This is a genomic window from Tateyamaria omphalii, assembly GCF_001969365.1.
Lineage (GTDB): Bacteria > Pseudomonadota > Alphaproteobacteria > Rhodobacterales > Rhodobacteraceae > Tateyamaria > Tateyamaria omphalii_A.
The window spans coordinates 2,302,842-2,327,606 of sequence record NZ_CP019312.1 but is presented as its reverse complement, the minus strand read 5'-3'; the positions used below and the strand labels follow the sequence as shown (position 1 = coordinate 2,327,606).

Here is a 24,765-nt window from a genome sequence, read left to right as displayed (position 1 = left end):
CACCATTCCATAGCGGCGCACGGAAAGCTATCTCAAGAGGCATGAGATGGATTGTCACCCTCATCCTCGCCCTTGTGGCCAGCACGGCACGCGCAGACTGCGTGGTACTGCTGCACGGCCTTGCCCGGACCGAGGCATCGCTTTTGGTGCTGGAACAAGCGCTGCTGTCGGACGGCTACCGCGTGGTGAGACCCGGCTACCCCTCGACCACCGAAACGGTGGAAACACTCGCGCTCGACGTCATGCCGCGTGCGATGGAAACCTGTGGCGAGGACACCGTCCATTTCGTCACACACTCCATGGGCGGCATCCTCGTGCGCTACTGGTTCGCAAACACGGCCGTGCCGAACAATCTGGGCCGCACGGTCATGCTGGCCCCGCCCAATCGCGGCAGCGAGGTGGTGGATGAACTGGGCGACCTCGAAGCGTTCGGCTGGTTCAACGGCCCCGCCGGGCGCCAGTTGGGCACGGGTCCGGCCAGCCTGCCGCGCAACCTTCCGGCGGTGACCTATCCGGTGGGGATCATTGCCGGTGAACAGTCGCTCAACCCCTACTTCTCGTCGCTCCTGCCGGGACGGGACGATGGCAAGGTGTCGGTCGTCGCAACCCCCGTTGCGGGGATGACCGACCACCTCGTGTTGCCCGTCACGCACACCTTCATGATGAACAATCCCAACGTGATTGCACAGGTCCTGACCTTTCTGGAAAACGGAGCCTTCGACCGGGACCTGCGCTGGGTCGATGCGGTGCTTGAACAACTGGGCTGTCCCGAAGGCGACTGCCTGACGGGAAACGACAATGATCGAAATTGACCTGATCGGGGCCGAGGTTCTGCTGCCCTCCGGCCCCAAGGTGGCGACCCTGTCCATGGCCCAAGGGCAGATCACAGACGCCCCCGTCGGGCGCGCTGTCGATCTGGCTGGCTACCGCATCCTGCCCGGTATCATCGACGTGCATGGTGACGGGTTCGAACGGCACATGGCCCCGCGCCGGGGCGCCATGAAACAGATGAACGAAGGGATCGCCGCAGCCGAGGCCGAGATCGCTGCCAACGGCATCACCACCGCCGTCCTCGCCCAGTTCGTCAGTTGGGAGGGCGGCCTGCGCGGGCTCGATTTTGCCGATCAGGTGTTCACCGCGATAGCCGCCACGCGGGGCGACGTGGTGACCGACCTGCGCCCGCAACTGCGGTTCGAAACCCATATGCTGGACCTCTATGACGACTTGCCCGGGCGCATTGCCGACTGGCAGGTCGAATACGTCGTGTTCAACGACCACCTGCCACATGACCGACTGGCGCAGGGGCGCAAACCGCCGCGCCTGACGGGGCAGGCGCTCAAGGCCCGGCGAAACCCGGATGTGCATTTCCAGATGCTGCTCGACATGCACGCGCGGGGCGGCCAGGTGCCTGCTGCCCTCGACGCGCTCTGCAACACGCTTAAGGGGCAGGGTGTGCAGCTGGGCAGCCATGATGACCACACGACCGGGCAGCGCGCGACATGGCATGCCCGCGGCGCGCATGTGGCCGAATTTCCTGAAACGCTTGAGGCGGCGGAAGCGGCCAAGACCACAGGCGACCTTGTGGTGTTGGGCTCTCCGAACGTGGTCCGGGGCGGGTCGCACAAGGGCAATGCGTCCGCCCTGGACCTGATCGCCATGGGGCTCTGCGATGCGATCGCGTCCGACTACCACTACCCGTCGCCGCGCCGCGCCGCGCTGATGCTGGCAAAAAGCGGGCTGATGGGGATCGAGGGGGCGTGGGCGCTGGTGTCATCCGGGCCAGCCGCCGTGCTGGGGCTGACAGACCGGGGCACACTCGAACCGGGCAAACGCGCCGACCTCGTGATCCTGGATGACCGCGACCGCGTGGCAGCCACCATCTCGGGTGGGCGGGTCAGTTACATGGCAGGTGACGTCGCACAGCGGTTCCTGGCCGCAGCCTAACCGGCGATGCGGTTCACATGGCCCATTTTGCGACCGGCCCGCGCTTCGGCCTTCCCGTAAAGGTGCAGGGCGGTCGCCGGGTCCTTCGCCAGCTCCGGCACCCGGTCCATGTCATCGCCGATCAGGTTCTCCATCACCACATCCGCATGACGCTTGCCATCGCCCAGCGGCCAGCCAGCAATGGCGCGGATATGCTGCTCGAACTGGTCCACGACACAGCCGTTCTGCGTCCAGTGGCCGGAATTGTGCACGCGCGGCGCGATCTCGTTCACGATCAGGCCCTGCGGTGTGACAAACAGTTCCACACCCAGAACGCCGACATATTCCAGCGCATTCAGAATATTGGCAGCCAGCAGAACGGCATCCGTCCGTTGGCTTGCGCTCAGCCGGGCAGGGACAGTGGTTGTGTGCAGGATACCGTCCTTGTGCACGTTCTCGCCCGGATCGAAACAGGCCACGGCGCCATCCAGTCCCCGGGCCGCGATGACAGACACCTCGTGGCTGAAGTCCACAAACCCTTCCAGGATCGCAGGCGCGCCCTGCATTTCGGCCAGCGCAGCTTCGGCCCCCGTGGGGTCCATGATCCGGGCCTGCCCTTTGCCGTCATAACCAAAGCGCCGCGTCTTCAGGATCGCAGGCGCACCGATCTGGGGCAGTGCCGTGGCCAGCGCCGCCATATCCGGCACATCGGCAAAGGCGGCCGTTTTCAGGCCCAGCCCTTGCAGAAATTCCTTCTCCACCAGTCGGTCCTGGCTCACCCGCAGCGCCTCGCGCCCCGGCCGGATCGGCGCGTGGTCTTCCAGCGCATCCAGCGTCAGGGTCGGGATGTTCTCGAACTCGTAGGTGACAACGTCCACGGTCGTCGCAAAGGCAAAAAGCGCATCGCTGTCCTCGTAAGGTGCCGTCGTTACCAGATGCGCAACATCGCCCGCAGGCGGCAATTCCGATGGATCATAGATATGCGTGCGAAAGCCCAAACGGCTCGCAGCCACCGACAGCATCCGGCCCAGCTGACCACCGCCCAGAATACCAATCGTCGCGCCCGGCGCCAGCGGCTCAGTCATCGCTTGGCACCTCGGGGATCGACGCCGACAGGGCGTCTCGCCACGCCTCAAGCCGTTCAGCCAGGGCCGCATCCGACACCGCCAGAATACCCGCCGCCATCAGCCCTGCATTCGCAGCCCCAGCGGCCCCAATCGCCATCGTTGCAACCGGAAACCCGCGCGGCATTTGCAGGATGGAATACAGGCTGTCGACCCCGCTCAGCGCCTTGGTCTGCACCGGCACACCGATCACCGGCACCCGCGTCTTCGACGCCATCATGCCCGGCAAATGCGCCGCGCCTCCGGCGCCTGCAATAATCACCTTCAAACCCCGATCCACAGCCGTCTTGCCATAATCCCACAAACGATCCGGCGTGCGATGGGCCGACACGATCCGCGTCTCATAGGGCACCTCCAGCGCATCCAGCATCTCAGCAGCCTCGCGCATCGTGGGCCAGTCGGACTGGCTGCCCATGATAATGCCAACGGGGGCAGGGGGTTGGGTCATGTCGTGCGGCCCTCAAGGTCAGAAAGCGCGCACTATAGCCAGATCACACAGCGGGGCAATGGGCGGCACGCGCGTTTCATTTGACACCATGCTGCGCTGCGGCGAAGCTGGCCGCATTGAGCACAGGAGATTTGACCATGATGACCCCCTTCGACGTCTGGGCGCCCATGTTCCGCGCGCCCTTTTCCGGTGACGTGACCCAGGAAATCGTCCCGCGCATCCTGTCGCCCGACATCGCCGGCGCGCCTGAGATCGAGGCCAAGATCCACACAGATGTGGCCAGCTACGGCACCCAACTGGGCAAGATACTTGAGGCGCTGCAAACCCTGGCCAAGGCCACCAAAACCGACCTGCCCGAGATCGACAAGCTGGTCGCAGACATCGAAGAGGTCAAGGACCAGAGCAAGGACACCCTGCGCGCAGATGCCGAACGGGCCCTCGCGCGACTCAGATCGGTGGACGAAGACGGCTGGCGCGCACTGACCCGCGCCGAGTGATCAGGCGATGATATCGGGGGTCAGGCGGTCTTCGATAATCGCGATCTTGTCCTTCAGCATCAGCTTCTTCTTCTTCAGCCGCCGAATGGTCAGCTGGTCGCCAGTGGCCTTCTCCTGCAGGGCCAGGATCGCCTCATCGAGATCCCGATGCTCACGCCGGAACACTTCCAGTTCAACGCGCAGCACGTCATCCGTCTTCATCGAGATGTCCGAAGGTGCATTCATGGCGCGATTCCAAGCAATTGCAGAGCCTTTAATATAATCGCAACCCTCCGATACGCCTAGACCTTGTTCCGATTAAGGTTTCTGCCCATATTTGGTACATCCGCTGCCGCATCAGGGGCGGGTACTGACTGTCGCTTGACCAAAAGGACGTGTCGCATGACGAAAATGACCCTTGCCTCATACCCCCATATGCTGGGGTTCGAGCAACTGGAACGGCTGCTGGAACGCACGGCCAAAAGCGCCGAAGGCTATCCGCCGTTCAATATCGAGCAGACCTCGGACCATTCCTACCGGATCACTCTGGCCGTGGCCGGGTTCGCCGAAGAAAACCTGTCGATCACAGTGGAAGACCGCCAACTGGTCATCCGTGGCCGCCAGGGCGAAGACACGCATGAACGCGTGTTCCTGCACCGCGGCATCGCCGCCCGGCAATTTCAACGGAGCTTTGTGCTTGCTGACGGAGTTGAGGTCGGAGAGGCGGTGATGGAAAACGGTCTCCTGCATGTCGATCTGACACAGGCCAAGCCCGAAACCATCGTCCAGACGATCAACATCCGGAAAGGATAAGTCATGAACACACCCTATGATTTGAACGCCGATGTGGGCCGGATGGTCTATGTCAAAGCCATCGACGTCGAGGCGTTGCCGCAAGAGGTGCAGGAGCAGGCCGAGGGGTTGGATCAGCTCTTTGCCGTCCACGACGCCGAAGGGCAGCAATTGGCACTGGTGGCCGACCGCAAACTGGCCTTTGCGTTGGCCCGGCAACACGACTACGCGCCCCAGCCGCTGCACTGATCTGAACGGGCTGCTGCGCTCGCCGCGGCGGCATGTTCTAAGAAGGCACAGGCGGGCCAAACCCGTCTGGCCTCAGATCAAAAGAACGATCACGCCACCCAACAAAGCACATACAGCGACAGCCGCAACCAGCGCGGCCAGCCCATCGCGCGCGATCAACGCAAGCGCGACCATCAAAACCACTGACAGCAATGCAGGCCACCATCACCAGCAGGTAGAGCGGGCCCAGCTGGGTGCCGATCCGACACCTCACCCAAGGCGATGGAGCCCGCCCCATCCGCCTTGCGGTTCATGCGTATCGTGGCACGGGCCAGCGTCCGGCTGCGGTAGCGGCGCGGCTTGCGGGCCGGGCCGTCTGTGAATGGCGTCACTCGTAGCCACGCTCGATTGTGACGACAGTGCCATCCTCCAATACGATCTCGCGGGCATAAAGCTCATTGCGGATCAGGTTGCCGTCCATGAAGCCGGACACCTGAATCGACTGGCCCAGTTCCAATTGCAGCGGCTGCGGACCCAAATAGACGCGGATCGACCCGGTCTCGTCACGCAGGCGAATCTCGTCCTCATCATGGAACCGCTCGACCGTACCGGCCACGGTCACGGGTTGGTTGCGCCGGACGTCCTCAATCGCCGTTACTTCTGCAAAAGCTGGGGCTGTGAATATCAGAAAGACAAGTGACGGGATCGCGATACGCATCTGACAAGGCTCCATTTTTTGGTTAGGGTGTGGTGCCCATAATATGGGGATGACAGGCCGCCGTTCAAAGCAGATGGGCCCGTTTTCGCCGCGACAAGCCGGTGGTCAACGGACGGTCATTTGCGCCGTGCGCACCCATCCAATCGCAAGGCATATGCGGCACAACAACCATCACCTTGACGTCGCGCGCCAACACTGTGTTGTTCCGTGTGGCGCGTCAGCGCGGATTTTCGGAAAAGGAATACATGATGCGCTACGATGTGGACTGGGTCGATGCCTTCACCGACCATGCCTTTGGCGGCAACGGTTGCGCGGTCGTGCACCAGGGCGCCGCACTGGACGATGACACCTGCATGGCCTTCGTCCGCGAGACATCCCTGGTCGAATGCACCTTCACCGGCCCGTCTGACGTGGCCGACATCCGCGTCCGGTACTTTCTGGCAAGCCGAGAGATTCCCTTTGCCGGTCACCCGACCGTCGCGACCGTCGCCGCACTCCGGCATCGCGGCCTGATCGGCGACGGACCTTTCACCCTTGAAACCGGCGCGGGCATTGTGCCCGTCGAGGTGACGGGCACATCTGTTCGCATGACGCAAATCGCCCCAACCTTTGGCGCGCGGCCCGATCTTGCATTGGTCGCCGCGGTCGGTGGCCTCTCTGCCGATGACATCATTCACCCGCCGCGCGTCACCTCAACGGGCTTGCCCTTCACCATCACGGTGCTCAAGGACCGCGCCACGCTGGGACGCGTCCGCTTCGACATGGATGCCTTCGGCCCTTACCTCGACGCGCTCGGCATACACGGCACGGATGTGATGGAGCCGTTTTGGTGCTGTCTTGAGGGCGCGACAGCGGCTGGCGACACCTTTACCCGCCTGCTCATGGCCCCGCCCAGCCCGGCAGAGGATCCGTTCACGGGATCGGCCACTGGCGCCATGGCCGCCTATCTCTGGTCCGAGGGATTGATCGACAGCGCGGTCTTCATGGCCGAGCAAGGCCACGGAATGGGCCGCCCGGGACAGGCGCAGGTCGAGGTGCTGGGACCGCGCAACGCGATCACCGGCGTCGCGGTCGAGGGGCAGGCCCATGTCCTGATGAGCGGCACATTGCACCTGTAAAAAAGGCGCGTTTCGATGCGCCGCCCGCCATCGCGGTGCAGTGTGCCGCGCGCATGGTTAATATTCGGCAACCGCAACGCGCGCTGCTCAAGTGCTTCATTTCCTTGACGGATCACAAAGTGATGACGGTCTTCTGAACCCACCGAACACGTTGTCCCCGCGGGGACAAATCCAAAAAGGCGCACCAAAAGGTGCGCCTTATGATTGTTTCAGGGTTGTCAGACGCGCTTACTGCGCGGCGATCAGTCCCATGCTTTCCAGCTTCAGCAGAACCTGGTGGGCGCAGTTGTCCACATCCACATTCTCGGTCTCGACGCTCAGCTCGGGGCTTTCGGGCACATCATAGGGATCGGAGATGCCGGTGAACTCCTTGATTTTCCCTTCGCGCGCCAGCTTGTAGAGGCCTTTGCGGTCGCGGCGTTCGCATTCCTCAATGCTCGTGGCGACGTGCACTTCGACAAAGGCGCCGAATGCTTCGATGTCCTCACGCACGGCCCGGCGGGTCGTCGCATAGGGCGCAATGGGCGCGCAGATCGCGATGCCGCCGTTCTTGGTGATCTCCGACGCGACATAGCCGATGCGGCGGATGTTCAGGTCGCGGTGCTCTTTGGAAAAGCCCAGTTCCGACGACAGGTTCTTCCGCACGATGTCCCCATCGAGCAGCGTCACGGGACGGCCACCCATCTCCATCAGTTTGACCATCAACGCGTTGGCAATGGTGGACTTGCCCGACCCGGAAAAACCGGTGAAGAACACGGTGAACCCTTGCTGCGAGCGTGGCGGCTTGGTGCGGCGCAGTTCGGTCACGACCTCAGGGAACGAGAACCACTCGGGGATCTCAAGACCTTCGGCCAGACGGCGGCGCAACTCGGTGCCCGAGATGTTGAGGATCGTGACGTTGTCCTTGTCCTCGATCTCGTCCGCGGGCTCGTATTGGGCGCGCTCCTGCACATAGACCATGTGCTTAAAGTCCACCATTTCGATGCCCATTTCTTCCTGATGCTCGCGGAACAAGTCCTGCGCATCATAGGGGCCATAGAAATCTTCACCGGCAGAGTTCTTGCCGGGGCCTGCGTGGTCGCGGCCGACGATGAAGTGCGTACAGCCGTGGTTCTTGCGGATCAGGCCATGCCAGACCGCCTCGCGCGGGCCGGCCATACGCATCGCCAGGTTCAGCAGCGACATCGAGGTGGTGGCCTGCGGGTATTTGTCCAAGACCGCCTCGTAGCAGCGCACGCGGGTGAAGTGATCGACGTCGCCCGGCTTCGTCAATCCAACAACGGGGTGGATCAGCAGGTTGGCCTGCGCTTCACGCGCGGCGCGGAAGGTCAGTTCCTGGTGCGCACGGTGCAGCGGGTTGCGGGTCTGGAAGGCCACGACCTTGCGCCAGCCCATCTTGCGAAAGTAGGCGCGCAGCTCGTTCGGCGTGTCACGACGGGCGCGGAAATCGTAGTGGACGGGCTGCTGGATGCCGGTCACGGGGCCACCCAGATAGATGTCGCCTGCGGTGTTGTGCAGGTAATTCACAGCCGGATGCGCGCTGTCGTCGGCGCCAAAGACCATCTTGGCTTCATGCGCCTTGTTCGGCGTGTAGCGGTCGGTGACGGTCATCGTGGCGAGGATCACGCCTTCCTGATCGCGCAGGGCGATGTCCTGGCCGATTTCGAGCGTGTCCGCAAATTTCTCGTTCACATCCAACGTGATAGGCATCGGCCACAGCGCGCCGTCAGCTGTGCGCATCGTGTCCACGACGCTGGTGTAGTCAGCTTCCGACAGGAACCCTTTGAGCGGGTTGAAGCCGCCATTCATCAACAGCTCAAGGTCGCAGATCTGGCGCGGGGTCAGATCCCAGCTGACCAGTTCGGCCGCTTCCATCTTCAGCTTCTGAGCGCTGTCATAGGAGACGTAAAGCTCGGGGATCGGAGCGAGATTGTTTTCCATCAATTTGGTCCTGTGTTTCAGGGGGTTTAACCCGGACGTGGTGCCGGTCAATTCGGCAAAAAGGGCATCATATTCCGCGAATTTACGGGCGAGGAACTGATCGGTGAGCCGGTTCTTTTCTCCGGCCCCCCGTGCCGTGAGCGCATAGGAAAAGCGTTGCCGCTTGTCCGGCCCGTCCATGTCCTGGACACGGACGAACCCCGCAGCCGTCGCCTGGCGCAGCAGCGCGTTCAGACGGCCCAGCGACACGCCAATGCCCTGCGCCATGGCACGTTGGGACGCGCCTTGCGCCTCGTCGAGCTGGCGGAGAAGGCGGAAGAGCTGGTCTTCGGCTTCGGGGTTGGGTTTGGGTGCGGCGGACATGTTTGCAGTCTTGCATGGGACTCACGTTGCGTTCACGTATGAACATATGTCACTGAAAGTGTGTTCATGAAAGAACAAACTTTGTCGCAGGGCCGATTTCCGCGCATGGGGCAAACGCGCCACGTCTGGGATCAGGCCGGGGCAGGGACCTCCGCAGCGGTCGATGTCGCGCTTGTCAAGCGCGACAGATCCGTGAGGGGCAGGGCCGCAAGCGGCGCTTCGCGTCCGCGCAGGGACAGTGACACCAGTGCCGCGTCGGACACGGCGATGCCCGCGGCGCGCAGCGTATCGACCGAGATCAACGCCTGCGCGCCCCGCGCCTTCGTCTCGCTTTCCAATCGGGACGCGATGTTCACGGTGTCGCCGATCAGAGTGCGCGGCGCCTGGCCCGCCGCGCCAATCTCGCCCAGAACAACATTGCCCAGATGCACGCCGATGCCGATGGCGACCGGCGCGCTGCCTTCGGCGGCAAGCCGGGCGTTGAAGGAAGCCAGCGCGGAACCGATCCCTTCGACCGCTTGCAGCGCGGCGCGGGCCGAGGTTTTTGCTGTCGCGGTCTCGAAAACCGCCATCAGCCCGTCGCCCATATACTTGTCGACCGTGCCCCCGGCGGCGTTGATCGGCGGCACGATCTCGTCAAAGAAGCGGTTGAGCAGGTGGACCACGTCATAGGGCAACTGCCCGTCTGTGCGGGCCGTAAAGCCGCGCATATCCAGAAACAGCACGGCCAATTGCGCCTCTTTCCCCTGGCTGGCATGGGCGCGGCTGCGTTTGCCGTCGCGGTCAAAGACACGGAACACGCGCACGCTGGTCCTTGGCCGGACCTGACAGGCGAGGCGGGCATTGGGCGGGGCACCCACGGCGGCGAGGCTGCGGGCTTCGGCGTCGGACGGGGGCGGTAAATCCTCAAGACCCTCTTCGATGATTACCCGGCAGGTGGTGCAGCGCCCCCGACCGCCGCAGAGGGCGGTGTGGGGTATCCCGCTGCTTTGCGACGTTTCCAAGATCGTCTGACCGCGCGGCGCGCGCACGCTGGGGCCATCGACATAGTGGATGCGGATGGGCCGCGCGATGGCCGCGATGATACGGCGCACGAGAAACGCGGCGACCGCTGCGCTCAGGACCGCCCAGACTGCCACGGTCGCATTGTCCGACGCAGCGGCAAGCTGCGCGAACCCTGCGGCATCCGGCCAGTTCCAGGCGGCGTGGGCCACGGCCTCACCCCGCGGATTGGACAAAAGCCCGTCGATGGCGCGGGCAAAGGTCACGAACCCCAAAAGCGCAAGCACCGGCAGGACCACGGCCACGCCGATCAGCCACGGCACAGCGCGCTGCCACCAGTCGGTCAGGCGCAACCACATATGCAGCCCGATGCAACCATGGACCCACGCGATGATTAGAAGTGCCGCCTGCCCCCAGCCGTCGCCCGTGCCCCAGATCAGCCGGGTTACATAGCCGAACATCGTGTTCACGCCCAACATCTCGTGCGCGCCGCGGATATAGATCAGGTGGTCGATCAGCAGGATCGGGATGGCGAGGCCCAAAAGCACCTGCACCCATTGCGCAAGCGGCATACGGAAGGTGCGCGCCACCACGACCTTGCCCAGTGACAGGATGACATGGGCGGCCATCGCGGCCCCGATGATCGCCGTGCCCACGTCTGACCGGATCACCCAGAGCCGGGCGTCCTGCACAGCGTCATAGGCTGCGGGCGAGATCAGGACCGCCGCGAGGTTCAGGATGTGCAGCGCGAGGTAGATCATAAGGATCACGCCGCTGGCGATCCTGATCCGCGTTGCCCAACTGCCGCGCCAGATTGCGTGCGCCATGTCCGTTCTGTGCCCCTGTTGTTCCGCGCAGGGTGGCGGGCTGTGCGCATCCGGTCAAGCGGGGGAGGGGGGGCAGCCCCCGTCGCTGGCGCGACTCCCCCGTGGTATTTTTGGTCAGAAGAAGATGTCGGGTTATTCCGCCACTGCACCGTAGCCAAGCGGTTCGGTGACGTCCTTGCCTGTGTCGAGCTCGTTTTCGGCGAGGAACCGTTCGGCCTCAAGCGCTGCCTGACACCCCATGCCCGCCGATGTGATCGCCTGGCGATATTGGTAGTCGGTGATGTCACCGGCTGCAAAAACGCCCGGAATGGACGTTTCGGTGCTGTCGGGTTTGGTCACGACATAGCCGCCCATATGGGTTTCGAGCGTGTCCTTGACCAATTCGTTGGCAGGCGCGTGGCCGATGGCGACGAACACGCCCTTGGCCGGGATGTCAGTGATTTCGCCCGTTTTGACGTGCTTGACCTTGACCCCTTCAACGCCAAGAGGGGCGTCGGTGCCATAGACTTCTTCAAGCTGGTGGAACCAGAGCGTTTCGATCTTGGGGTTCTTGAACAGCCGGTCCTGCAGGATCTTTTCCGCGCGCAACTCGTCCCGGCGGTGGATCAGTGTCACCTTGGAGGCGAAGTTGGTCAGAAACAGTGCTTCCTCCACTGCCGTGTTGCCGCCGCCGATCACCACGATCTCCTGCCCGCGATAGAAGAAGCCGTCGCAGGTGGCGCAGGCAGAGACGCCGAAACCCTTGAATTTCTCTTCGGACGCCATGCCGAGCCATTTGGCGCGGGCGCCGGTGGCGAGGATGACGGCGTCGGCCACGTATTCAGTGCCGCTGTCGGATTGGGCGACGAAGGGGCGTTTCGACCAATCGACGGACGTGATAATGTCGCCAATGATCTCGGTGCCCATCGCCTTGGCGTGTTCCTGCATCCGGATCATCAGGTCGGGGCCCTGAACCTCGGTATCGCCGGGCCAGTTTTCAACCTCGGTCGTGGTGGTCAGCTGGCCGCCGGGTTCGATCCCCTGCACAAGGACCGGGTTCAGCATCGCGCGGCTGGCATAGACGCCTGCCGTGTAGCCGGCAGGACCGGAGCCGATGATCAGAACTTTGGTGCGCTTCGTCTCAGCCATTTTCGACCCCCGTCTGGTGTATGAAAGCCCAACCGATATAGACGGGAGCGCGGTCGGTTTGAAGCGGTGATTTGGGCAGCCGGGTTGCAGCGTGTGCATGGGTATGATTTCAGAAAGTTGCGCGCTTGTGAAACTTTATTGCGCACTGTGGCGAGGCTGCTATAACAACTGCAAAATCAGGGGGCACAGATGGCAAGCACGCGACTAGATCCGATTGATCGGAAGATTCTGGCAGAACTCCAGTCAGACGGGCGCATGACCAATGTGGAGTTGGCCAAGCGTGTCGGCATCTCTGCCCCGCCGTGCCTGCGCCGTGTGCGGACGCTGGAGGAAAGCGGGTACATCCGCGGCTATCACGCCGACGTTGACAGCCACGAGTTAGGGTTTGAGGTGCAGGTGTTCGCCAACGTGGGCCTTGCCAGCCAGGCAGAAGCGGACCTGAGCGCGTTCGAGGACAAGTGCCGGGCCTGGCCGCTGGTGCGCGAGTGCCACATGTTGAATGGCGAGGTGGACTTCATTCTCAAATGTGTGGCGCCCGACCTGTCGAGCTTTCAGAGCTTTTTGACTGGCGAATTGCTGACAACGCCCAATGTCGCGTCGGTCAAGACATCGCTGGTGATCCGACAGGCCAAGGATGCCCCCGGCGTGCCGTTCGATGTGTTGGAAGAGCGGCTGGCCAAGTCGGCCTAGGCGACTGTGTCCGGCTCGGGTGCGCGGGGATGCGCGAGCGGGCCGAAATCCGTGACATGCGCGATGTGAGGGAACATTGACAGGAACAGGTCGCGCTGTGCGTGGGTCACTTGACGAATAGCATGCAGGCCCGGGTGGAAGGTCTCGGCCTCGATCCCGCCGACGTCTACAGCGGCATGTCGGCTTAGGCAGATGTGGAACAGACGGATGGGGGTCGGCGGCACCACCTCGATCACATTCACGCCGTCCACAAATTCTGACGCAGCGGTCAGAACGGGCGCACCCGCCGTTGCACCGTGCAGACGCGGTGGCGTTTGCAAAAGCCGCGCGCCGGGGCCGACGGTGATAAACGATTCGGGCCGGTTCAGGCCGAAGCTGTCGGCCATCACGCGGATCAGGGGCATCCGACGGCCCGCATCCGACGGGACGAAATTGGACGATCCGATCCACATGACCTGCGCAGGCGCACCGGCGGATGTATTCAGCCAGTCGCCGGGCTGCAGGTCCTCGACCGCGATACCATTTTCAGGGCCCGACAATACAACGCCGCGGGCAAATGCGGAAAAGGCCCCCTCGAACAGGGGCAGGGCCGGGGCCTTGAATGTCGCGATGCTGCGCGTGCCATCGGCGCGCAGGGCAGCAACTTCATATGTGCGGAGAGCAGGTGTATTTGGCCGGGCCATTGGTGTCGATAGTTGGTCGTAGGGCGCGCGCGGCACGCGCAATGCGGCGTGGGACGTCATGAATGTAACCTCGTCATACTGGTCACATCTGCATCGGCCCCCACCGACGAAGACAGACGGAACATGTCCATGTGTCAAGTTAATGGACAATAATTCCCAAAATTACCGCAAATTGTCAAAGTATCGAGGACATAAACCACAAATGGCGCACCAATGGTGCGCCGCAGGCCCTATTGTTCAAAAACATACGGGCCAGTTTGCCATATTTCGATTCGGCCTAGGCGCTCTTGCGTGTCTCCGCAGCTGCAGTGCGGCGCGTAATCATGAGGGCGCGGCGCGTACCACGTGCCCAGGGCATCTGCGGCACATCCTTTTGCGCGGCATCAGTCACGGATTTGATAAAGCGTGCATGTGTCATGGTCTGTCCTGTGCTCAACGAAGTGGGTCTGATGACCCGTTAAGACGCAGAATGCTGAATCTTTCGGGCAGGTTTTGGACCGTAGCAAAGAATTTTCGACAAAATGTATGATCCTTCAGAAGAGAATGTGGCGCAGGCAACAGCCCTTGTTTCCAAGGCTCACCACGCACCATCCAATGTCCAACCAGAAACAATGGGGCCAAGCGAGGGCACGTGACGCCCCAATTGCGCCTGAATCAAAGAACGATGGCCGACATCAGTCGTCCGTAATCGGGGTCTTTGTGATGCACGGACCGGCGATAGGAATAGAACCGGTCAGGATCAAAATAGGTGCAATGCCGCGTCCACTCGGCAGAGGCGATGCCAGCCGTGCGCAGCCGCATCAGCCCATAGCCCGGAAGATCAAAATGCATGCGGTCCCCATCGCCCCCCGCGAAAAAGCGGGTGTTCTCGGGGTCCTCGTCCAGAAAGATCTCGAAAAACTCCGGTCCGACCTCATAGGCGCGTTGGCTGATCGTCGGGCCGATCACGGCGTGAATGCGCGCGCGCTCGGCACCAAGGCCGATCATCGCATCGACCGTGGCCTCCAGAACACCGGCCTGCGCGCCTTTCCAACCGGCATGGGCGGCGCCGATGACACCCGCCTCTGCATCGGCAAACAGCACCGGCTGGCAATCGGCGGTCAGGATGGACAGGGCGACACCCGGTGTCGCGGTGGCCATGCCATCGGCCTTGGGCTTTGGATCCGGCGGTGATGTCACGGTGACGGCCTCGCCCGAATGCACCTGATGCACGCCGGCAAGCATGTCGGCCTGCACGCCCATGGCATCGGCGGCACGGGCGCGGTTGATGGCCACAATCTCGGTCTGGTCCGTGCTGCCTGTGCCGCAGTTGAGCCCGGCAAAAATGCCTGACGATGCGCCCCCCTTGCGGGTGAAAAAACCGTGCCGGATCGGGGCAAGGCTGTCGGCGGTCAGGATTTCCAGTGTCATCTTTCCAGTCCGGGCGGTGGGGCGGCATGGTCGGGGAAAAGCCCCAGCACTTTGAACAGGTTTCCCATTTCCTCGGGGTGCGTCAACCGCCGATGTGCTGCGATGTGGGCCTGCAATGCGGCACCGTCCAGTTTCGTGGCAAGCGCTTGGGCGCGCGCGGTGATCCCCAGCCGTTCCAGAAAGACGCCCTGCGGCGTGACCCGGCTGTGGGCCGCGGGCGCGGCGGCTGTGCACAGTGCTTCGAAATCCACATGCGTCGTCAGGTCGGCCTGCCCCGGATCGGCCAGCGGATCGACTGGCGCGTGGTTCTGCAGCGCCTGCAGCGTGTCGCCCAGCGATCGCCAATCGCCATAGTCGATGATCAGCGCGGCCCCGCCATGGGTCTGGATCCGTGCCGCGATGGCTGCAACCACCGGGGCGGCGGTAGCGCAATGCTCGACCACCTGCCCGTCCTCGGTATCGTCCAGCCGGTGATCCAGCAGCGCCTGCGGCGCGCTGGGCGACAGGCCGAAGGACAGCGCGCCATCCTGCACCCCGACGCTGCGTTCGCGCCAGACGGTGCCATCGCGCTGGAACTGCCGGACGGGCAGAGCGTCAAAGAACTCGTTTGCCACCAGCCAAAGCGGGGCTTCGGGCAAGGCGTCGGCACCGTCGACGTAAGTGATGTCATAGGCGTGCAAGGTTTTGCGCTGTGCGTCCCGCAAGGTCGCAGAGGCTTCGACAAGTGTGATCCGGGCGGCGGCATGAAATCCGGGCACGCGCGCGGTCGCGCGCAGGATGTCGGCCATCAGCGTGCCGCGCCCCGGTCCCAGCTCTGCCAGCGTAAACGGGGCAGGCGCGCCCTGATCCAGCCAGCTTTGCGCCAGCGACAGCCCCACCAGTTCACCGAACATCTGGCTGACCTCGGGCGCGGTGGTGAAATCTCCGCCCGCACCAAGCGGGTCGCGGGTGATGTAATATCCGTAGCTGGGGTGCAGCAGCGCAAGGCCCATGAAATCGGCGACAGTGATAGGGCCCTGCGACGTGATCCGGGCGATCAGGTGGTCGCGCAGGCTCATGCCGCGACGGTGACGTGTCGGCGCGCACGGGATATGAGCCATAGGCCCAACAGAAGCATCGGCAATGACAAAAGCTGCCCCATGGTCAGCCCGTAGCCCCCGATATGCCAGGCCAACCCCAGCGGATTGCCGTCCGAGATGAACTGCGCATCGGGTTGCCGCACGAACTCGACCGCAAACCGGCTGGCGCCGTAGCCAAACAGGAACACGCCTGTCAGGAAACCGGGCCGCTTGAACCCGTCACGCCGCCAGGCCAGCCACAGCAGCACAACCAGCAGCACGAACCCTTCCAGAAACGCCTCGTATAACTGCGAGGGGTGGCGCGCGCAGGCGCCCACGACCTGCGGACAGAACTGTGCCGCCTGTCCAGGAAAGACGACGCCCCACGGCGCCTCTGTCGGGCGCCCCCACAGCTCCGCATTGATGAAATTGGCGATCCGGCCCAGCAGCAGGCCCGGCGGCACACCCAGGGCGACGGCGTCTGCGGTGCTGAGCAAGGGCAGCTTGTGGCGGCGGCTGTAAAGCCAGAAGGCCAGGATCACGCCCAGCATCCCGCCGTGAAACGACATCCCCCCCTCCCAGATCGCGATGATCGACAGCGGATTATCCAGATAGGCGCCCGGCTGGTAGAACAGCACATAGCCGATCCGCCCGCCCAGCAGGACGCCCAGAATGATCCAGGTCAGCATATCCTCGGTCTGGCCGGGGGTCATGGGCGGTGTCTTGGCGGGCCAGAGCCGCGGCGCCTTCAGCGCCATGACGACCATGCGCCATCCGATGACGATGCCCACGATATAGGCCAGCGCATACCAGCGTAGCGCCAGTTCGAAGCCGAACACGGTGATCGAAAAGATCTCGGGCGAGATGTCGGGAAAGGGAAGGGCGCCTGTCATCTGCGTCTGAATGCCTCTGCTTCGGGGGCAGGTCAACCTTGCCCCGCTTCTGTTTGGTGCCCATATAGAGGTCAGCTTTGAAAGGATCACGACATCATGCAAGCACGCGGCAAGATTTTTGACGACATCTCGCAATTGATGACCAACGCAATGGGCGTGGCCCAGGGCGCGCGGGACGAGGCCGAGACGGCGATGAAATCCATGATGGACCGCTGGCTGGCGGACCGCGATTTCGTCACGCGCGAAGAGTTCGACGCGGTGCGCGCCATGGCCCAAAAGGCCCGCGAAGAGAACGAAGCGCTCAAGGCACGGATCGAGGCGCTTGAGGGGAAGTAGGCGGCATCGCGCTGCAAAGTGACGACAGCCCGGCTCGCGCCGGGCTTTTTTTGTTTGCGGACGATACCCGCTCAAACGGTCAGTCAAACGGTCAGTCGGACATCGCCAGCCCGCAGGCCGGTTTGGCGATGATTGCCATTGGAGCGCCATTGGTCCGAGCGACACTGGCGACGCGCGTTCGGCTTGAGTCCGGACGGGGCGATAAACGGCAGCTTGGAGCCCAGAATATCGGATGCTGCGCGTCGTGCACATGTCTGCTGTTGAGCATTGGACGGAACAATGTTCACTATGCTCTGAACTTGGCTGTCAGATTTAAGCACGAATACATGCAATGGATACTTCAGGATTTTGAAGACACTCGGAAAATGGCCGATGCACTTGATCGGCTGGAAATCCCGTACACGTGGCACAAAGTCGTTCCATTCATTGGAGAACTGACGCCACCTCCGTCTATCAACGATCCGAACGCTGTAGTCATGTTCGGCTCATACACCCTATGGCGATACGCAAAGGCTAACGACCTTAAGCCTGGCGTCTTCAAGATCAGGCCGTTTGTCCATGAAAAACCGTGGCACCCGTTTCTTCTCAATGGCGCGGACGCTCTTTTCTTAACGCTGCGAGATGTTCCGGAACAACTTCCTGATGACGGCAAGAGCTGGTTCTTACGCCCGGTAGAAGACAGCAAAGAAGAGCCGGGGCAGGTGAAAACTACAGGTGAAATCATTGGCTTGGCTAATAGAGTGCTCGCTCTGGAAGAGCACGAGATACCTAACGGATCACTTCGCCACGATACAGAATTGATGTTCACTAAGCCCGTTCGCATTTTCAAAGAATGGCGACTGTGGGCTGTCAGAGATGAGATCGTTACTTTTTCACTCTACAAGGAGGGGTCACGTGTCGTGTATCGACATGAGATTGATGAGGATGCCTTAATATTTGCTAAGGAACTCGTGGCGGCAAACCCGGACTATGCTCCCGCTTACGTTATCGACATTTGTCGCACAGACGGGGGGCTTAAGATGCTCGAAACGAATTGCATCAATGCTGCTGGTTTCTATGCGGCCGACCTGTTGAAACTGGTGTCGTCAATCGACGAATTTTCGGATGGCCGCGCCAAAAGCTGACATCCGTGCGAGCGCAGCGAACGACAGCTTCGTCCCGCAGAGCCGACCTTCAGCCGCTCCAAGACAAGCCCGTGGGCTGGTGTCGGGCCGTGCATTCGGCCTCACCTTATGGCAGCCAGACACATCCCACAGAACTTCGGCTCGGCATAGTAACCGAAACACCAGCCCGCCGGTCCGGTCAGTGATCTGAATAAACGTCGGCGTCGTCCCGGATTGCTGACCCCCTGCAACTAGGCGCGACGCAGCCTCTTCCCCCTCACACCCACCGCCCCCATTTTGCGCCTCCCGCACACTTCTCCCCAACTTATTGGGGTTATCCCCAAATAAAGGGTTGCCAGACGCATCCCCCACCGTCACCATATCTGGTAGAGGCACGGGGGATCGCCCCGGTTTCTAGAGCAGGCACCTAGCGCTTGGGGCGCTGCCAGCCCCCCGCGCTACCAGCGAGTAAGAGGTGGCACCATGGCACTTTCCGAGCAGTTCCTGGAAGAAGAGATTCATCCTATCGACATCGTCGAGCATCTGGCCGAGCACCACGAATGGGATTTTGACCGCATCGCCGACGACCAGATCGCGATGGCCGTCGAAGGGCAATGGCGTACCTATTCCATAACGCTGGCCTGGTCCGGCTATGACGAAACGCTGCGCATGGTCTGCACCTTCGAGATGGAGCCGCCGGAGGAAAAACTCGGTGGTCTCTACGAATTGCTGAACCACGTGAACGATCAATGCTGGGCAGGCGCATTCACCTATTGGGCTGAACAAAAGCTGATGGTCTATCGCTACGGCCTTGTGCTGTCGGGCGGCCAGATGGCCAGCGCCGAACAGATCGACACGATGATCGGCGCCGCCGTGATGAGTGCGGAACGCTACTATCCCGCGCTGCAGCTTCTGGTCTGGGGCGACCGTACCCCCAAGGACGCGATGCAGGTCGCTATTGCGGAGGCCTATGGCCGCGCCTAACCTGCGCCCCTGATAACACGGGGGATTTCCATGAAAGACAGTCGGATTGCAGCCCGGGGCCTTGTGCTTCTGGGCTGCGGCAAGATGGGCTCGGCGATGCTCGCCGGTTGGCTCGACCGCGGGCTGCCCGCCGCTTCGGTCTGGGTGCAGGATCCGGCGCCGTCGCTTTGGGTGCATGGGTCCGGGGTTCATGTGAACGCTGATTTGCCATCCGATCCCGCCGTCATCCTCATCGCCGTCAAACCGCAGATGATGGGCGATGCGTTGCCCGCCATCGCGGCCTTTGGCGGCGGTGACACGGTCTTTGTCTCCGTGGCCGCCGGAACGCCTTTGTCGGCCTTCGAAGACGCGTTCGGCCCCGCGTCCCCCATCGTCCGCGCGATGCCCAATACCCCCGCAGCCGTGGGCCGTGGCATCACCGCCATCTGCGCCAACGCGGCGGGTCAGGGGGCCTTGGACGAGGCCGAGATGTTGCTCTCTGCCGTGGGCGACGTGGTCCGGCTCGAGGGTGAACACCAGATGGATGCCGTCACCGGCGTCAGCGGCTCGGGCCCGGCCTATGTCTTTCACCTGATCGAGACTTTGGCCGCAGGCGGTGTCGCGCAGGGCCTGCCCGAAGACCTCGCCATGCAGCTGGCCAAGGCGACGGTCGCAGGGGCCGGACATCTCGCCATGGAGGCCGAGGAAGACCCCGCACAGTTGCGCGTCAACGTAACCAGTCCAAACGGGACAACGCAGGCCGCACTCGAAGTTTTGATGGACGAGAAATCAGGCTTTCCCAATCTATTACCGCGCGCGGTAAAAGCGGCATCTGAACGGTCGAAGGAACTAGCAGATGGCTGAGATTTCCTTTGATGATTTCCTGAAGGTCGACATCCGCGTCGGCCGCGTGATCCGCGCCGAACCCTTCCCCGAAGCGCGCAAACCCGCGATCAAGATGTGGGTCGATTTCGGCGACGAGATCGGCGAACGCAAGACCTCTGCACAGGTCACGGTGCACTACGATCCAGAGGCGTTGCTGGGCCGCCAGGTCATGGCGGTCGTAAACTTCCCACCCCGCCAGATCGGCAAGTTCATGTCCGAGGTTCTGGTGTTGGGGTTCCCGGATGAAAACGGTGACATCGTGCTGGCGACACCCGACAAGGACGTGCCGGTCGGCGGGCGGATGCACTGATGAAGCTTTGGATCACAAGACCGCTGCCGGACACGGTGATCGAAGCCGCGCGCGCGGTGTGTGACATCGAGGTGCGGCAGGAAACACTGCCGTTGAGCGGTGATGAATTGCGCCGGGCGCTGACGGAGTTTGATGTGGTTTTGCCCACCTTGGGTGATGCGTTTTCTGCAGATGTTTTTCGCGATGTTCCGCACTCGCGCTGCAAATTACTTGCGAACTTCGGCGTCGGTTACAATCACATCGACGTGGCCGCGGCACAGGCCTGCGGGGTCGCTGTCAGCAACACGCCGGGGGCGGTCACCGAGGCCACCGCGGACATCGGAATGATGCTGATCCTGATGTCTGCGCGGCGCGCGGCGGAAGGTGAGAGGATGGTGAGGGCAGGCGCGTGGCCAGGCTGGCATCCGACGCAGATGCTAGGGCTGCATGTGACCGGCAAGCGGGTTGGTATTGCGGGGATGGGGCGAATTGGGCAGGCTATCGCGCGGCGCTGTCACTTTGGGTTTGGGATGGATGTCGCCTATGTCAGCCGATCCGAAAAGGTATTGAATTTTCCGGCTCGGCGGATGCCGACATTGAAGGAACTTGCAGCGTCTGTGGATGTTCTGGTCGTGGCTGTCCCCGGGGGGACAGAGACGCGGCATTTGATTGATGCTGAGGTTTTGGCGGCGATGCAGAGCCACGCGCATCTGGTCAACATCGCGCGGGGGGATGTGGTGGATGAGGTGGCTTTGATCGCGGCGCTGGAGGCCCGGCGTATTGGTGGGGCGGGGCTGGATGTTTATGAAAACGAGCCAGTTGTGCCAGAGGCTTTGAGGGCCTTGGACAACGTGACCTTGCTGCCGCATCTGGGCACGGCTGCGCTGGAGGTGCGGGAGGCGATGGGGATGATGGCGGTGGAGAATGTGGCGGCGTTTTTGCAGGGAAATCCTTTGCCGAACGCGGTTTGAGGGTGATTTGTCCCCGCGGGGACAAGCTGTTCGTGTGCTTTGCCGAATATTAACTTAAATCGATTCCGGTTTTGGGATCAGGGGCTTCGCGAGCGCGCGGTGCGTTTGCCGGATTTTAACCACGCGAAACGCATGCTGCATCCCGGCACCGGCTGGTTCGCAGCTTTAGCAGAATTGGGCGCGGCAGATATCTCTGCCGCGCCTCTTTTTTCAGGTCAGGCTGTGCCGCAGACGGGGCAGCCGGGACAGGATCAGAAGATCGAGCGCCAGCACGGTCAGAAGGGCCAGACCGGCCATGGGGAAGGCCATGCAGACGGCCAAACCGACAAGCACCGCACCCTGCCAGAGCGGCAATTCGCGGGGCATGGGCGGGGCGGCGAGGCGCCGGGCCTTGGCCGGCCGCCGTTTCCACCACAGCACCACGGAACTGAAGCAGAAGAACAGCACGGACAGGCACACGAGCGTGTTGGCCAGAACGCTCCAGAACCCCAGCGTGCCCATATGCAGGGCGATGCCCACGGCCATGGCCTTGCCCGCCAGCGAGTAATCTTCGTACCGGATATCGGCGAGGATCTTGCCGGTGAACTGGTCCACGTGGACGGTGCGGTCGGTGGTGGGTGCCGTGCTGTCGTTGCTCATGGAATCGCGGCTGAGCGTCCAGACACCGGTGTCGCCGCTGGGCAGGTTCAGCTGATATCGGGCGTCGAAGCCAATCGTGCGGGCCAGGGCATCCACGCTGTCGACGGTGATGGGGCCGGTTATGCCGGTGATCCCCTCGGCACTGCCGGAGGCGGGCATAGGCGTCTGTTCGAGGGCCCAGGGCACCTCGCGCCGGTCGTGGTTCATGCTGGCGTGGGTGTCGTCGGAGAGGGGCACGTTGTCCCATTTTTCGGCCGGGAACTGGCTCCAGGCCTGGACGATCTTGCCGCCCCAGATCCCGGCCCATGCGAGGCCAGAGATCAGGAAGAGCACGAGGAAAACCGACATCCAGATGCCCACCACCCCGTGCAGGGATTTCCACAGGTTTCGCCCTGCGCCGAAGCTGGGCACAAGCGCCCGGCGCCAGCCGGTGCCACGCGGCCACCACATGTAAAGCCCGGTGGCCACAAGCATCAGCGTCAGTGACGCGGCGGTTTCCAGAATGCGGTCGCCGGTCACGCCGAGCATGAGGCTGCCGTGGATGTTGTCAAAAAAGTCGTACCAGCCGCTGCGGCGGGGGAAGGTTTCGATCACCTGCGCGGTGTAGGGATCGACGGCGACCATGGTCGCATCGCCATTCGCATCCACGCGGAAAAGCGCGGCCAGGGCCTCGCCCCGGGGGGCAACGTATTGCTTGAGCGTGCCGCCCGGTACTGCGGCCACAGCAGCCGCGGCCTGATCCGAGACGGTCTGTACCGTCGGTTGGGGGATCACGGTCGTGCGTTCGCCGTCGCGCCCGTCGATCCAGGCGATCCACAGCATCATCATGCCGGAGAAGGCGAGGATGGTGAGGAAGGGCAGGACGAACAGCCCGGTGTAGAAGTGCCAGCGCCAGGCGGCGAAATAGATCTTGTTTGCGCTGCCGTTGGGCTGCGCTTGCGTGTCGGTCATGGTCATTGAAGGGCTCCAAGCCTGAGGGTCCGCAGCCGGTCGGCCACGGGGATAGAAGGTTTAACGGTTTCTGGAGGGTCAGGCGTGGGGTGGCGCGCGCACGAGCCGCGCGGCGTCCAGCCCGCGGCGTTCGATCAGTCGTTTGGCAACGAAGCTGAAGGCAAAGACCTTGGCCAGTGTTACCGGCCTGTCGGCGCAATGGATGCGGGTCCATGCGGCGCTGTCGCTGATGCGGCAGGCTTCGCAGTTTTGGACAGGGGCCTGGCCGTCGCTGCCCGGCAGGCCGCAGAGATCGGCCAGCGATCCGCCCGCCGCGACATAGGCGGCCAGTTCCGGCGACGGGCTTGGTTGCGTGTTTTGGTGCGCGAACCCGATGGTCGCCAATGCGATCATCACGGCGCAGATCAGGCCGATTTTACAAAACTGGAGGGCGCGCATCACCATACACTTGGGCCTAGCAAGTTTTGCGGCATCGCAACAGCGGAGGATTGCCGCACATGAGCGTCCGTCAGAACAGGTGCTGTTCCTTGGCCAGGATCGCGGCCTGGGTCCGGTTGGACACGTTCAGCTTGGCCAACAGGTTTTTGACATGGAGTTTGACCGTGACCTCCTGCACGCCGAGATTGCGGGCGATGTCCTTGTTCGACAGCCCAATGCACAGCTGTTCGAGGGTCTGCATCTCGCGCTCTGTCAGGTCGGCGAAGTTGGCGGACGGTGCGGCCGCCTGTTCTGGTTCGGCAAAATCGACCGGGAAGTAGCGTTCGCCGGCCAGCACGAAGTTGATCGCGTTGACCATGGATTTCGCGGCAAGTCGTTTCGGGATGAACCCGTCGGCGCCCATGGACATCGCGGTTTGTGCCACGTCCTTGTTCGCGACGCCCGACATCAGCACGACCTTGATGGCGGGGTGGCTCTTGCGGGCGCGTTCCAGCCCTTCGAGCCCGTTCATGCCAGGCATGTTGTAATCGAGGATCAGCAGATCGACCGCATTGATCCCTTTCATGCTGCCCAGGGCGGCGTCGAAATTCGACGCGGTCATCACCGTGAACCCATCGACCGTTTCGAGATACGCGGCAATCGTATCCCGAACGAGGTCGTGGTCATCGGCGATCAGAATGCACGGCATTGCGGGTCCTTTGGCCATGTGCGTGTGCGGTCAGCGAAACGCGCCAGATGTGTGGCGCACCTATCCTTTTGTATAGGTGGCTATTCCAATGCCCTCAAACAATTCCCGACGTAAAGGTTACGTCATTTTTTAGGACGAAAGAGGATTGACCATGGCACGGATCCACCACTCACGGACGCTGGCCGGACTGTTCTGTTTTTTCCTGGCCTGGGCGCTTCCCGCCATGGCGCAGGAGGCGCTCAGGCTGCACGTGACTGATGGTAACGGGGATACCGTCACGCTGGACTATGACCAGCTGGACGCGTTGCCACAGTCCGAGTTCACGACCAGCACGATCTGGACCGATGGGACGGTTCAGTTTTCGGGCGTGCCGTTGAAGGCGTTGCTTGATGCGGTGGAGGTCGAGGGGGCTGTGGTCGAGATGATCGCGTTGAACGATTATCTGGTGACCTTGCCCTATGATGAACTCGAAGAGGACGTGCCCCTTGTCGCGACCCGCATGAACGGGGAATACATGTCGGTGCGCGACAAGGGGCCGTTCTGGGTGGTCTATCCCTATGACCGGCACTGGCGCTACCGGACCGAGACGACATACGCGCAGAGCATATGGCAGTTGACCCGTTTGAACGTAGTGGATTGAATTGGCATCGTGCCTCGTGTGACCTGACGGGGGAGGGCGC

At 62.6% G+C, this 24,765-nt stretch carries 29 protein-coding genes; 14 read left to right on the top strand and 15 right to left on the bottom strand.

Features of this window, described 5'->3' with window-relative positions:
* The first annotated feature begins 41 nt into the window (after window positions 1–41).
* Together BWR18_RS11515 and BWR18_RS11510 are read left to right on the top strand one after the other, a co-directional pair.
* Window positions 42–812, top strand: a complete 771-nt coding sequence (locus BWR18_RS11515) for an alpha/beta fold hydrolase (protein WP_076628374.1) — start codon at window positions 42–44, stop codon at window positions 810–812.
* Window positions 799–1,944: an alpha-D-ribose 1-methylphosphonate 5-triphosphate diphosphatase gene (locus tag BWR18_RS11510; RefSeq protein WP_076628372.1), complete on the top strand. Its 1,146-nt coding sequence runs from the start codon at window positions 799–801 to the stop codon at window positions 1,942–1,944. The genes BWR18_RS11515 and BWR18_RS11510 overlap by 14 nt, the downstream gene beginning before the upstream one ends.
* On the opposite strand, the gene BWR18_RS11505 is transcribed toward BWR18_RS11510, so the two are convergent.
* Both BWR18_RS11505 and purE read right to left on the bottom strand, forming a co-directional pair.
* The gene (locus BWR18_RS11505) at window positions 1,941–3,008 is read right to left on the bottom strand and encodes a 5-(carboxyamino)imidazole ribonucleotide synthase (RefSeq protein WP_076628370.1); all 1,068 of its coding nucleotides are present in this window, start codon (window positions 3,006–3,008) and stop codon (window positions 1,941–1,943) included. The two genes, BWR18_RS11510 and BWR18_RS11505, sit on opposite strands and share 4 nt — an antisense overlap.
* Window positions 3,001–3,495, bottom strand: coding sequence for a 5-(carboxyamino)imidazole ribonucleotide mutase (gene purE, locus BWR18_RS11500; RefSeq protein WP_076628368.1), 495 nt, complete (start codon window positions 3,493–3,495; stop codon window positions 3,001–3,003). Before purE ends, BWR18_RS11505 begins: the two co-directional genes overlap by 8 nt.
* A 137-nt stretch (window positions 3,496–3,632) precedes the next feature.
* On the opposite strand from purE, the gene BWR18_RS11495 reads away from it, so the two are divergent.
* Window positions 3,633–3,992 (top strand): hypothetical protein, encoded by a 360-nt coding sequence (locus BWR18_RS11495; protein ID WP_076628367.1) that lies wholly within the window; start codon window positions 3,633–3,635, stop codon window positions 3,990–3,992.
* Here the strand turns inward: BWR18_RS11495 and BWR18_RS11490 are convergent, their stop codons facing one another.
* Window positions 3,993–4,217 carry a YdcH family protein gene (locus BWR18_RS11490; protein WP_076628365.1) on the bottom strand — a complete coding sequence of 75 codons (225 nt, stop codon included), beginning with the start codon at window positions 4,215–4,217 and terminating at the stop codon, window positions 3,993–3,995.
* A gap of 156 nt (window positions 4,218–4,373) precedes the next feature.
* Between BWR18_RS11490 and BWR18_RS11485 the strand changes: the two genes are divergently transcribed.
* Window positions 4,374–4,784: an Hsp20 family protein gene (locus tag BWR18_RS11485; RefSeq protein ID WP_076628363.1), complete on the top strand. Its 411-nt coding sequence runs from the start codon at window positions 4,374–4,376 to the stop codon at window positions 4,782–4,784.
* 3 nt (window positions 4,785–4,787) lie between these two features.
* A complete protein-coding gene (locus BWR18_RS11480) occupies window positions 4,788–5,012 on the top strand; it encodes a DUF1150 family protein (protein WP_076628361.1) in 225 nt (74 codons plus the stop codon).
* 173 nt (window positions 5,013–5,185) lie between these two features.
* Here BWR18_RS11480 and BWR18_RS21655 read toward each other — a convergent pair whose 3' ends face one another.
* Together BWR18_RS21655 and BWR18_RS11475 are read right to left on the bottom strand one after the other, a co-directional pair.
* Window positions 5,186–5,383, bottom strand: coding sequence for a hypothetical protein (locus tag BWR18_RS21655; protein WP_157598722.1), 198 nt, complete (start codon window positions 5,381–5,383; stop codon window positions 5,186–5,188).
* Window positions 5,380–5,709: a hypothetical protein gene (locus tag BWR18_RS11475; protein WP_076628359.1), complete on the bottom strand. Its 330-nt coding sequence runs from the start codon at window positions 5,707–5,709 to the stop codon at window positions 5,380–5,382. Before BWR18_RS11475 ends, BWR18_RS21655 begins: the two co-directional genes overlap by 4 nt.
* 245 nt (window positions 5,710–5,954) lie before the next feature.
* Here BWR18_RS11475 and BWR18_RS11470 point away from each other — a divergent pair, with 245 nt between their 5' ends.
* Window positions 5,955–6,827, top strand: coding sequence for a PhzF family phenazine biosynthesis protein (locus BWR18_RS11470; protein ID WP_172839377.1), 873 nt, complete (start codon window positions 5,955–5,957; stop codon window positions 6,825–6,827).
* A 228-nt stretch (window positions 6,828–7,055) separates the two neighbouring features.
* Here BWR18_RS11470 and BWR18_RS11465 read toward each other — a convergent pair whose 3' ends face one another.
* The 3 genes from BWR18_RS11465 to trxB all read right to left on the bottom strand — a co-directional run bounded on the left by BWR18_RS11465 (window position 7,056) and on the right by trxB (window position 12,088).
* On the bottom strand, window positions 7,056–9,131 hold the full coding sequence (locus BWR18_RS11465; protein WP_076628358.1) for a bifunctional sulfate adenylyltransferase/adenylylsulfate kinase: 2,076 nt from the start codon (window positions 9,129–9,131) through the stop codon (window positions 7,056–7,058).
* 131 nt (window positions 9,132–9,262) lie between these two features.
* Complete coding sequence (locus tag BWR18_RS11460) at window positions 9,263–10,960, bottom strand: adenylate/guanylate cyclase domain-containing protein (protein ID WP_076628356.1); 1,698 nt, start codon at window positions 10,958–10,960, stop codon at window positions 9,263–9,265.
* Between the two features lie 132 nt (window positions 10,961–11,092).
* Window positions 11,093–12,088 carry a thioredoxin-disulfide reductase gene (gene trxB / locus BWR18_RS11455; RefSeq protein WP_076628354.1) on the bottom strand — a complete coding sequence of 332 codons (996 nt, stop codon included), beginning with the start codon at window positions 12,086–12,088 and terminating at the stop codon, window positions 11,093–11,095.
* Between the two features lie 189 nt (window positions 12,089–12,277).
* On the opposite strand from trxB, the gene BWR18_RS11450 reads away from it, so the two are divergent.
* Window positions 12,278–12,778 carry an Lrp/AsnC family transcriptional regulator gene (locus BWR18_RS11450; RefSeq protein ID WP_076628352.1) on the top strand — a complete coding sequence of 167 codons (501 nt, stop codon included), beginning with the start codon at window positions 12,278–12,280 and terminating at the stop codon, window positions 12,776–12,778.
* On the opposite strand, the gene BWR18_RS11445 is transcribed toward BWR18_RS11450, so the two are convergent.
* The 4 genes from BWR18_RS11445 to lgt form a co-directional block, all read right to left on the bottom strand.
* Complete coding sequence (locus BWR18_RS11445) at window positions 12,775–13,521, bottom strand: Hint domain-containing protein (RefSeq protein ID WP_254684846.1); 747 nt, start codon at window positions 13,519–13,521, stop codon at window positions 12,775–12,777. The genes BWR18_RS11450 and BWR18_RS11445 overlap by 4 nt on opposite strands.
* A gap of 594 nt (window positions 13,522–14,115) precedes the next feature.
* Window positions 14,116–14,871, bottom strand: coding sequence for a peptidoglycan editing factor PgeF (gene pgeF, locus BWR18_RS11440; RefSeq protein ID WP_076628350.1), 756 nt, complete (start codon window positions 14,869–14,871; stop codon window positions 14,116–14,118).
* Window positions 14,868–15,929, bottom strand: a complete 1,062-nt coding sequence (locus BWR18_RS11435; RefSeq protein ID WP_076628348.1) for a class I SAM-dependent methyltransferase — start codon at window positions 15,927–15,929, stop codon at window positions 14,868–14,870. The genes pgeF and BWR18_RS11435 overlap by 4 nt, the downstream gene beginning before the upstream one ends.
* Window positions 15,926–16,822, bottom strand: coding sequence for a prolipoprotein diacylglyceryl transferase (lgt, locus tag BWR18_RS11430; RefSeq protein ID WP_076628346.1), 897 nt, complete (start codon window positions 16,820–16,822; stop codon window positions 15,926–15,928). Before lgt ends, BWR18_RS11435 begins: the two co-directional genes overlap by 4 nt.
* A gap of 96 nt (window positions 16,823–16,918) precedes the next feature.
* Here lgt and BWR18_RS11425 point away from each other — a divergent pair, with 96 nt between their 5' ends.
* From BWR18_RS11425 to BWR18_RS11400, 6 genes are all read left to right on the top strand, one after another.
* Window positions 16,919–17,158 carry an accessory factor UbiK family protein gene (locus BWR18_RS11425; protein ID WP_076628345.1) on the top strand — a complete coding sequence of 80 codons (240 nt, stop codon included), beginning with the start codon at window positions 16,919–16,921 and terminating at the stop codon, window positions 17,156–17,158.
* A gap of 365 nt (window positions 17,159–17,523) precedes the next feature.
* Entirely contained in the window at window positions 17,524–18,282 is a 759-nt protein-coding gene (locus tag BWR18_RS11420) for an ATP-grasp domain-containing protein (protein WP_216637299.1), read from the top strand.
* Between the two features lie 462 nt (window positions 18,283–18,744).
* The gene (locus BWR18_RS11415; RefSeq protein WP_076628343.1) at window positions 18,745–19,245 is read left to right on the top strand and encodes a YbjN domain-containing protein; all 501 of its coding nucleotides are present in this window, start codon (window positions 18,745–18,747) and stop codon (window positions 19,243–19,245) included.
* Between the two features lie 30 nt (window positions 19,246–19,275).
* Complete coding sequence (proC, locus tag BWR18_RS11410; RefSeq protein ID WP_076628342.1) at window positions 19,276–20,088, top strand: pyrroline-5-carboxylate reductase; 813 nt, start codon at window positions 19,276–19,278, stop codon at window positions 20,086–20,088.
* On the top strand, window positions 20,081–20,419 hold the full coding sequence (locus tag BWR18_RS11405) for a tRNA-binding protein (RefSeq protein ID WP_076628340.1): 339 nt from the start codon (window positions 20,081–20,083) through the stop codon (window positions 20,417–20,419). The genes proC and BWR18_RS11405 overlap by 8 nt, the downstream gene beginning before the upstream one ends.
* The gene (locus tag BWR18_RS11400; RefSeq protein WP_076628338.1) at window positions 20,419–21,369 is read left to right on the top strand and encodes a 2-hydroxyacid dehydrogenase; all 951 of its coding nucleotides are present in this window, start codon (window positions 20,419–20,421) and stop codon (window positions 21,367–21,369) included. Before BWR18_RS11405 ends, BWR18_RS11400 begins: the two co-directional genes overlap by 1 nt.
* Before the next feature lie 210 nt (window positions 21,370–21,579).
* On the opposite strand, the gene BWR18_RS11395 is transcribed toward BWR18_RS11400, so the two are convergent.
* The 3 genes from BWR18_RS11395 to BWR18_RS11385 all read right to left on the bottom strand — a co-directional run bounded on the left by BWR18_RS11395 (window position 21,580) and on the right by BWR18_RS11385 (window position 24,085).
* On the bottom strand, window positions 21,580–22,965 hold the full coding sequence (locus BWR18_RS11395) for a PepSY-associated TM helix domain-containing protein (RefSeq protein WP_076628337.1): 1,386 nt from the start codon (window positions 22,963–22,965) through the stop codon (window positions 21,580–21,582).
* 72 nt (window positions 22,966–23,037) lie between these two features.
* Entirely contained in the window at window positions 23,038–23,397 is a 360-nt protein-coding gene (locus BWR18_RS11390) for a hypothetical protein (RefSeq protein WP_076630270.1), read from the bottom strand.
* Between the two features lie 70 nt (window positions 23,398–23,467).
* A complete protein-coding gene (locus BWR18_RS11385) occupies window positions 23,468–24,085 on the bottom strand; it encodes a response regulator (RefSeq protein WP_076630269.1) in 618 nt (205 codons plus the stop codon).
* Window positions 24,086–24,236: 151 nt separating this feature from the next.
* On the opposite strand from BWR18_RS11385, the gene BWR18_RS11380 reads away from it, so the two are divergent.
* Entirely contained in the window at window positions 24,237–24,725 is a 489-nt protein-coding gene (locus BWR18_RS11380) for a molybdopterin-dependent oxidoreductase (RefSeq protein ID WP_083957687.1), read from the top strand.
* The last annotated feature ends 40 nt before the right edge of the window (window positions 24,726–24,765 follow it).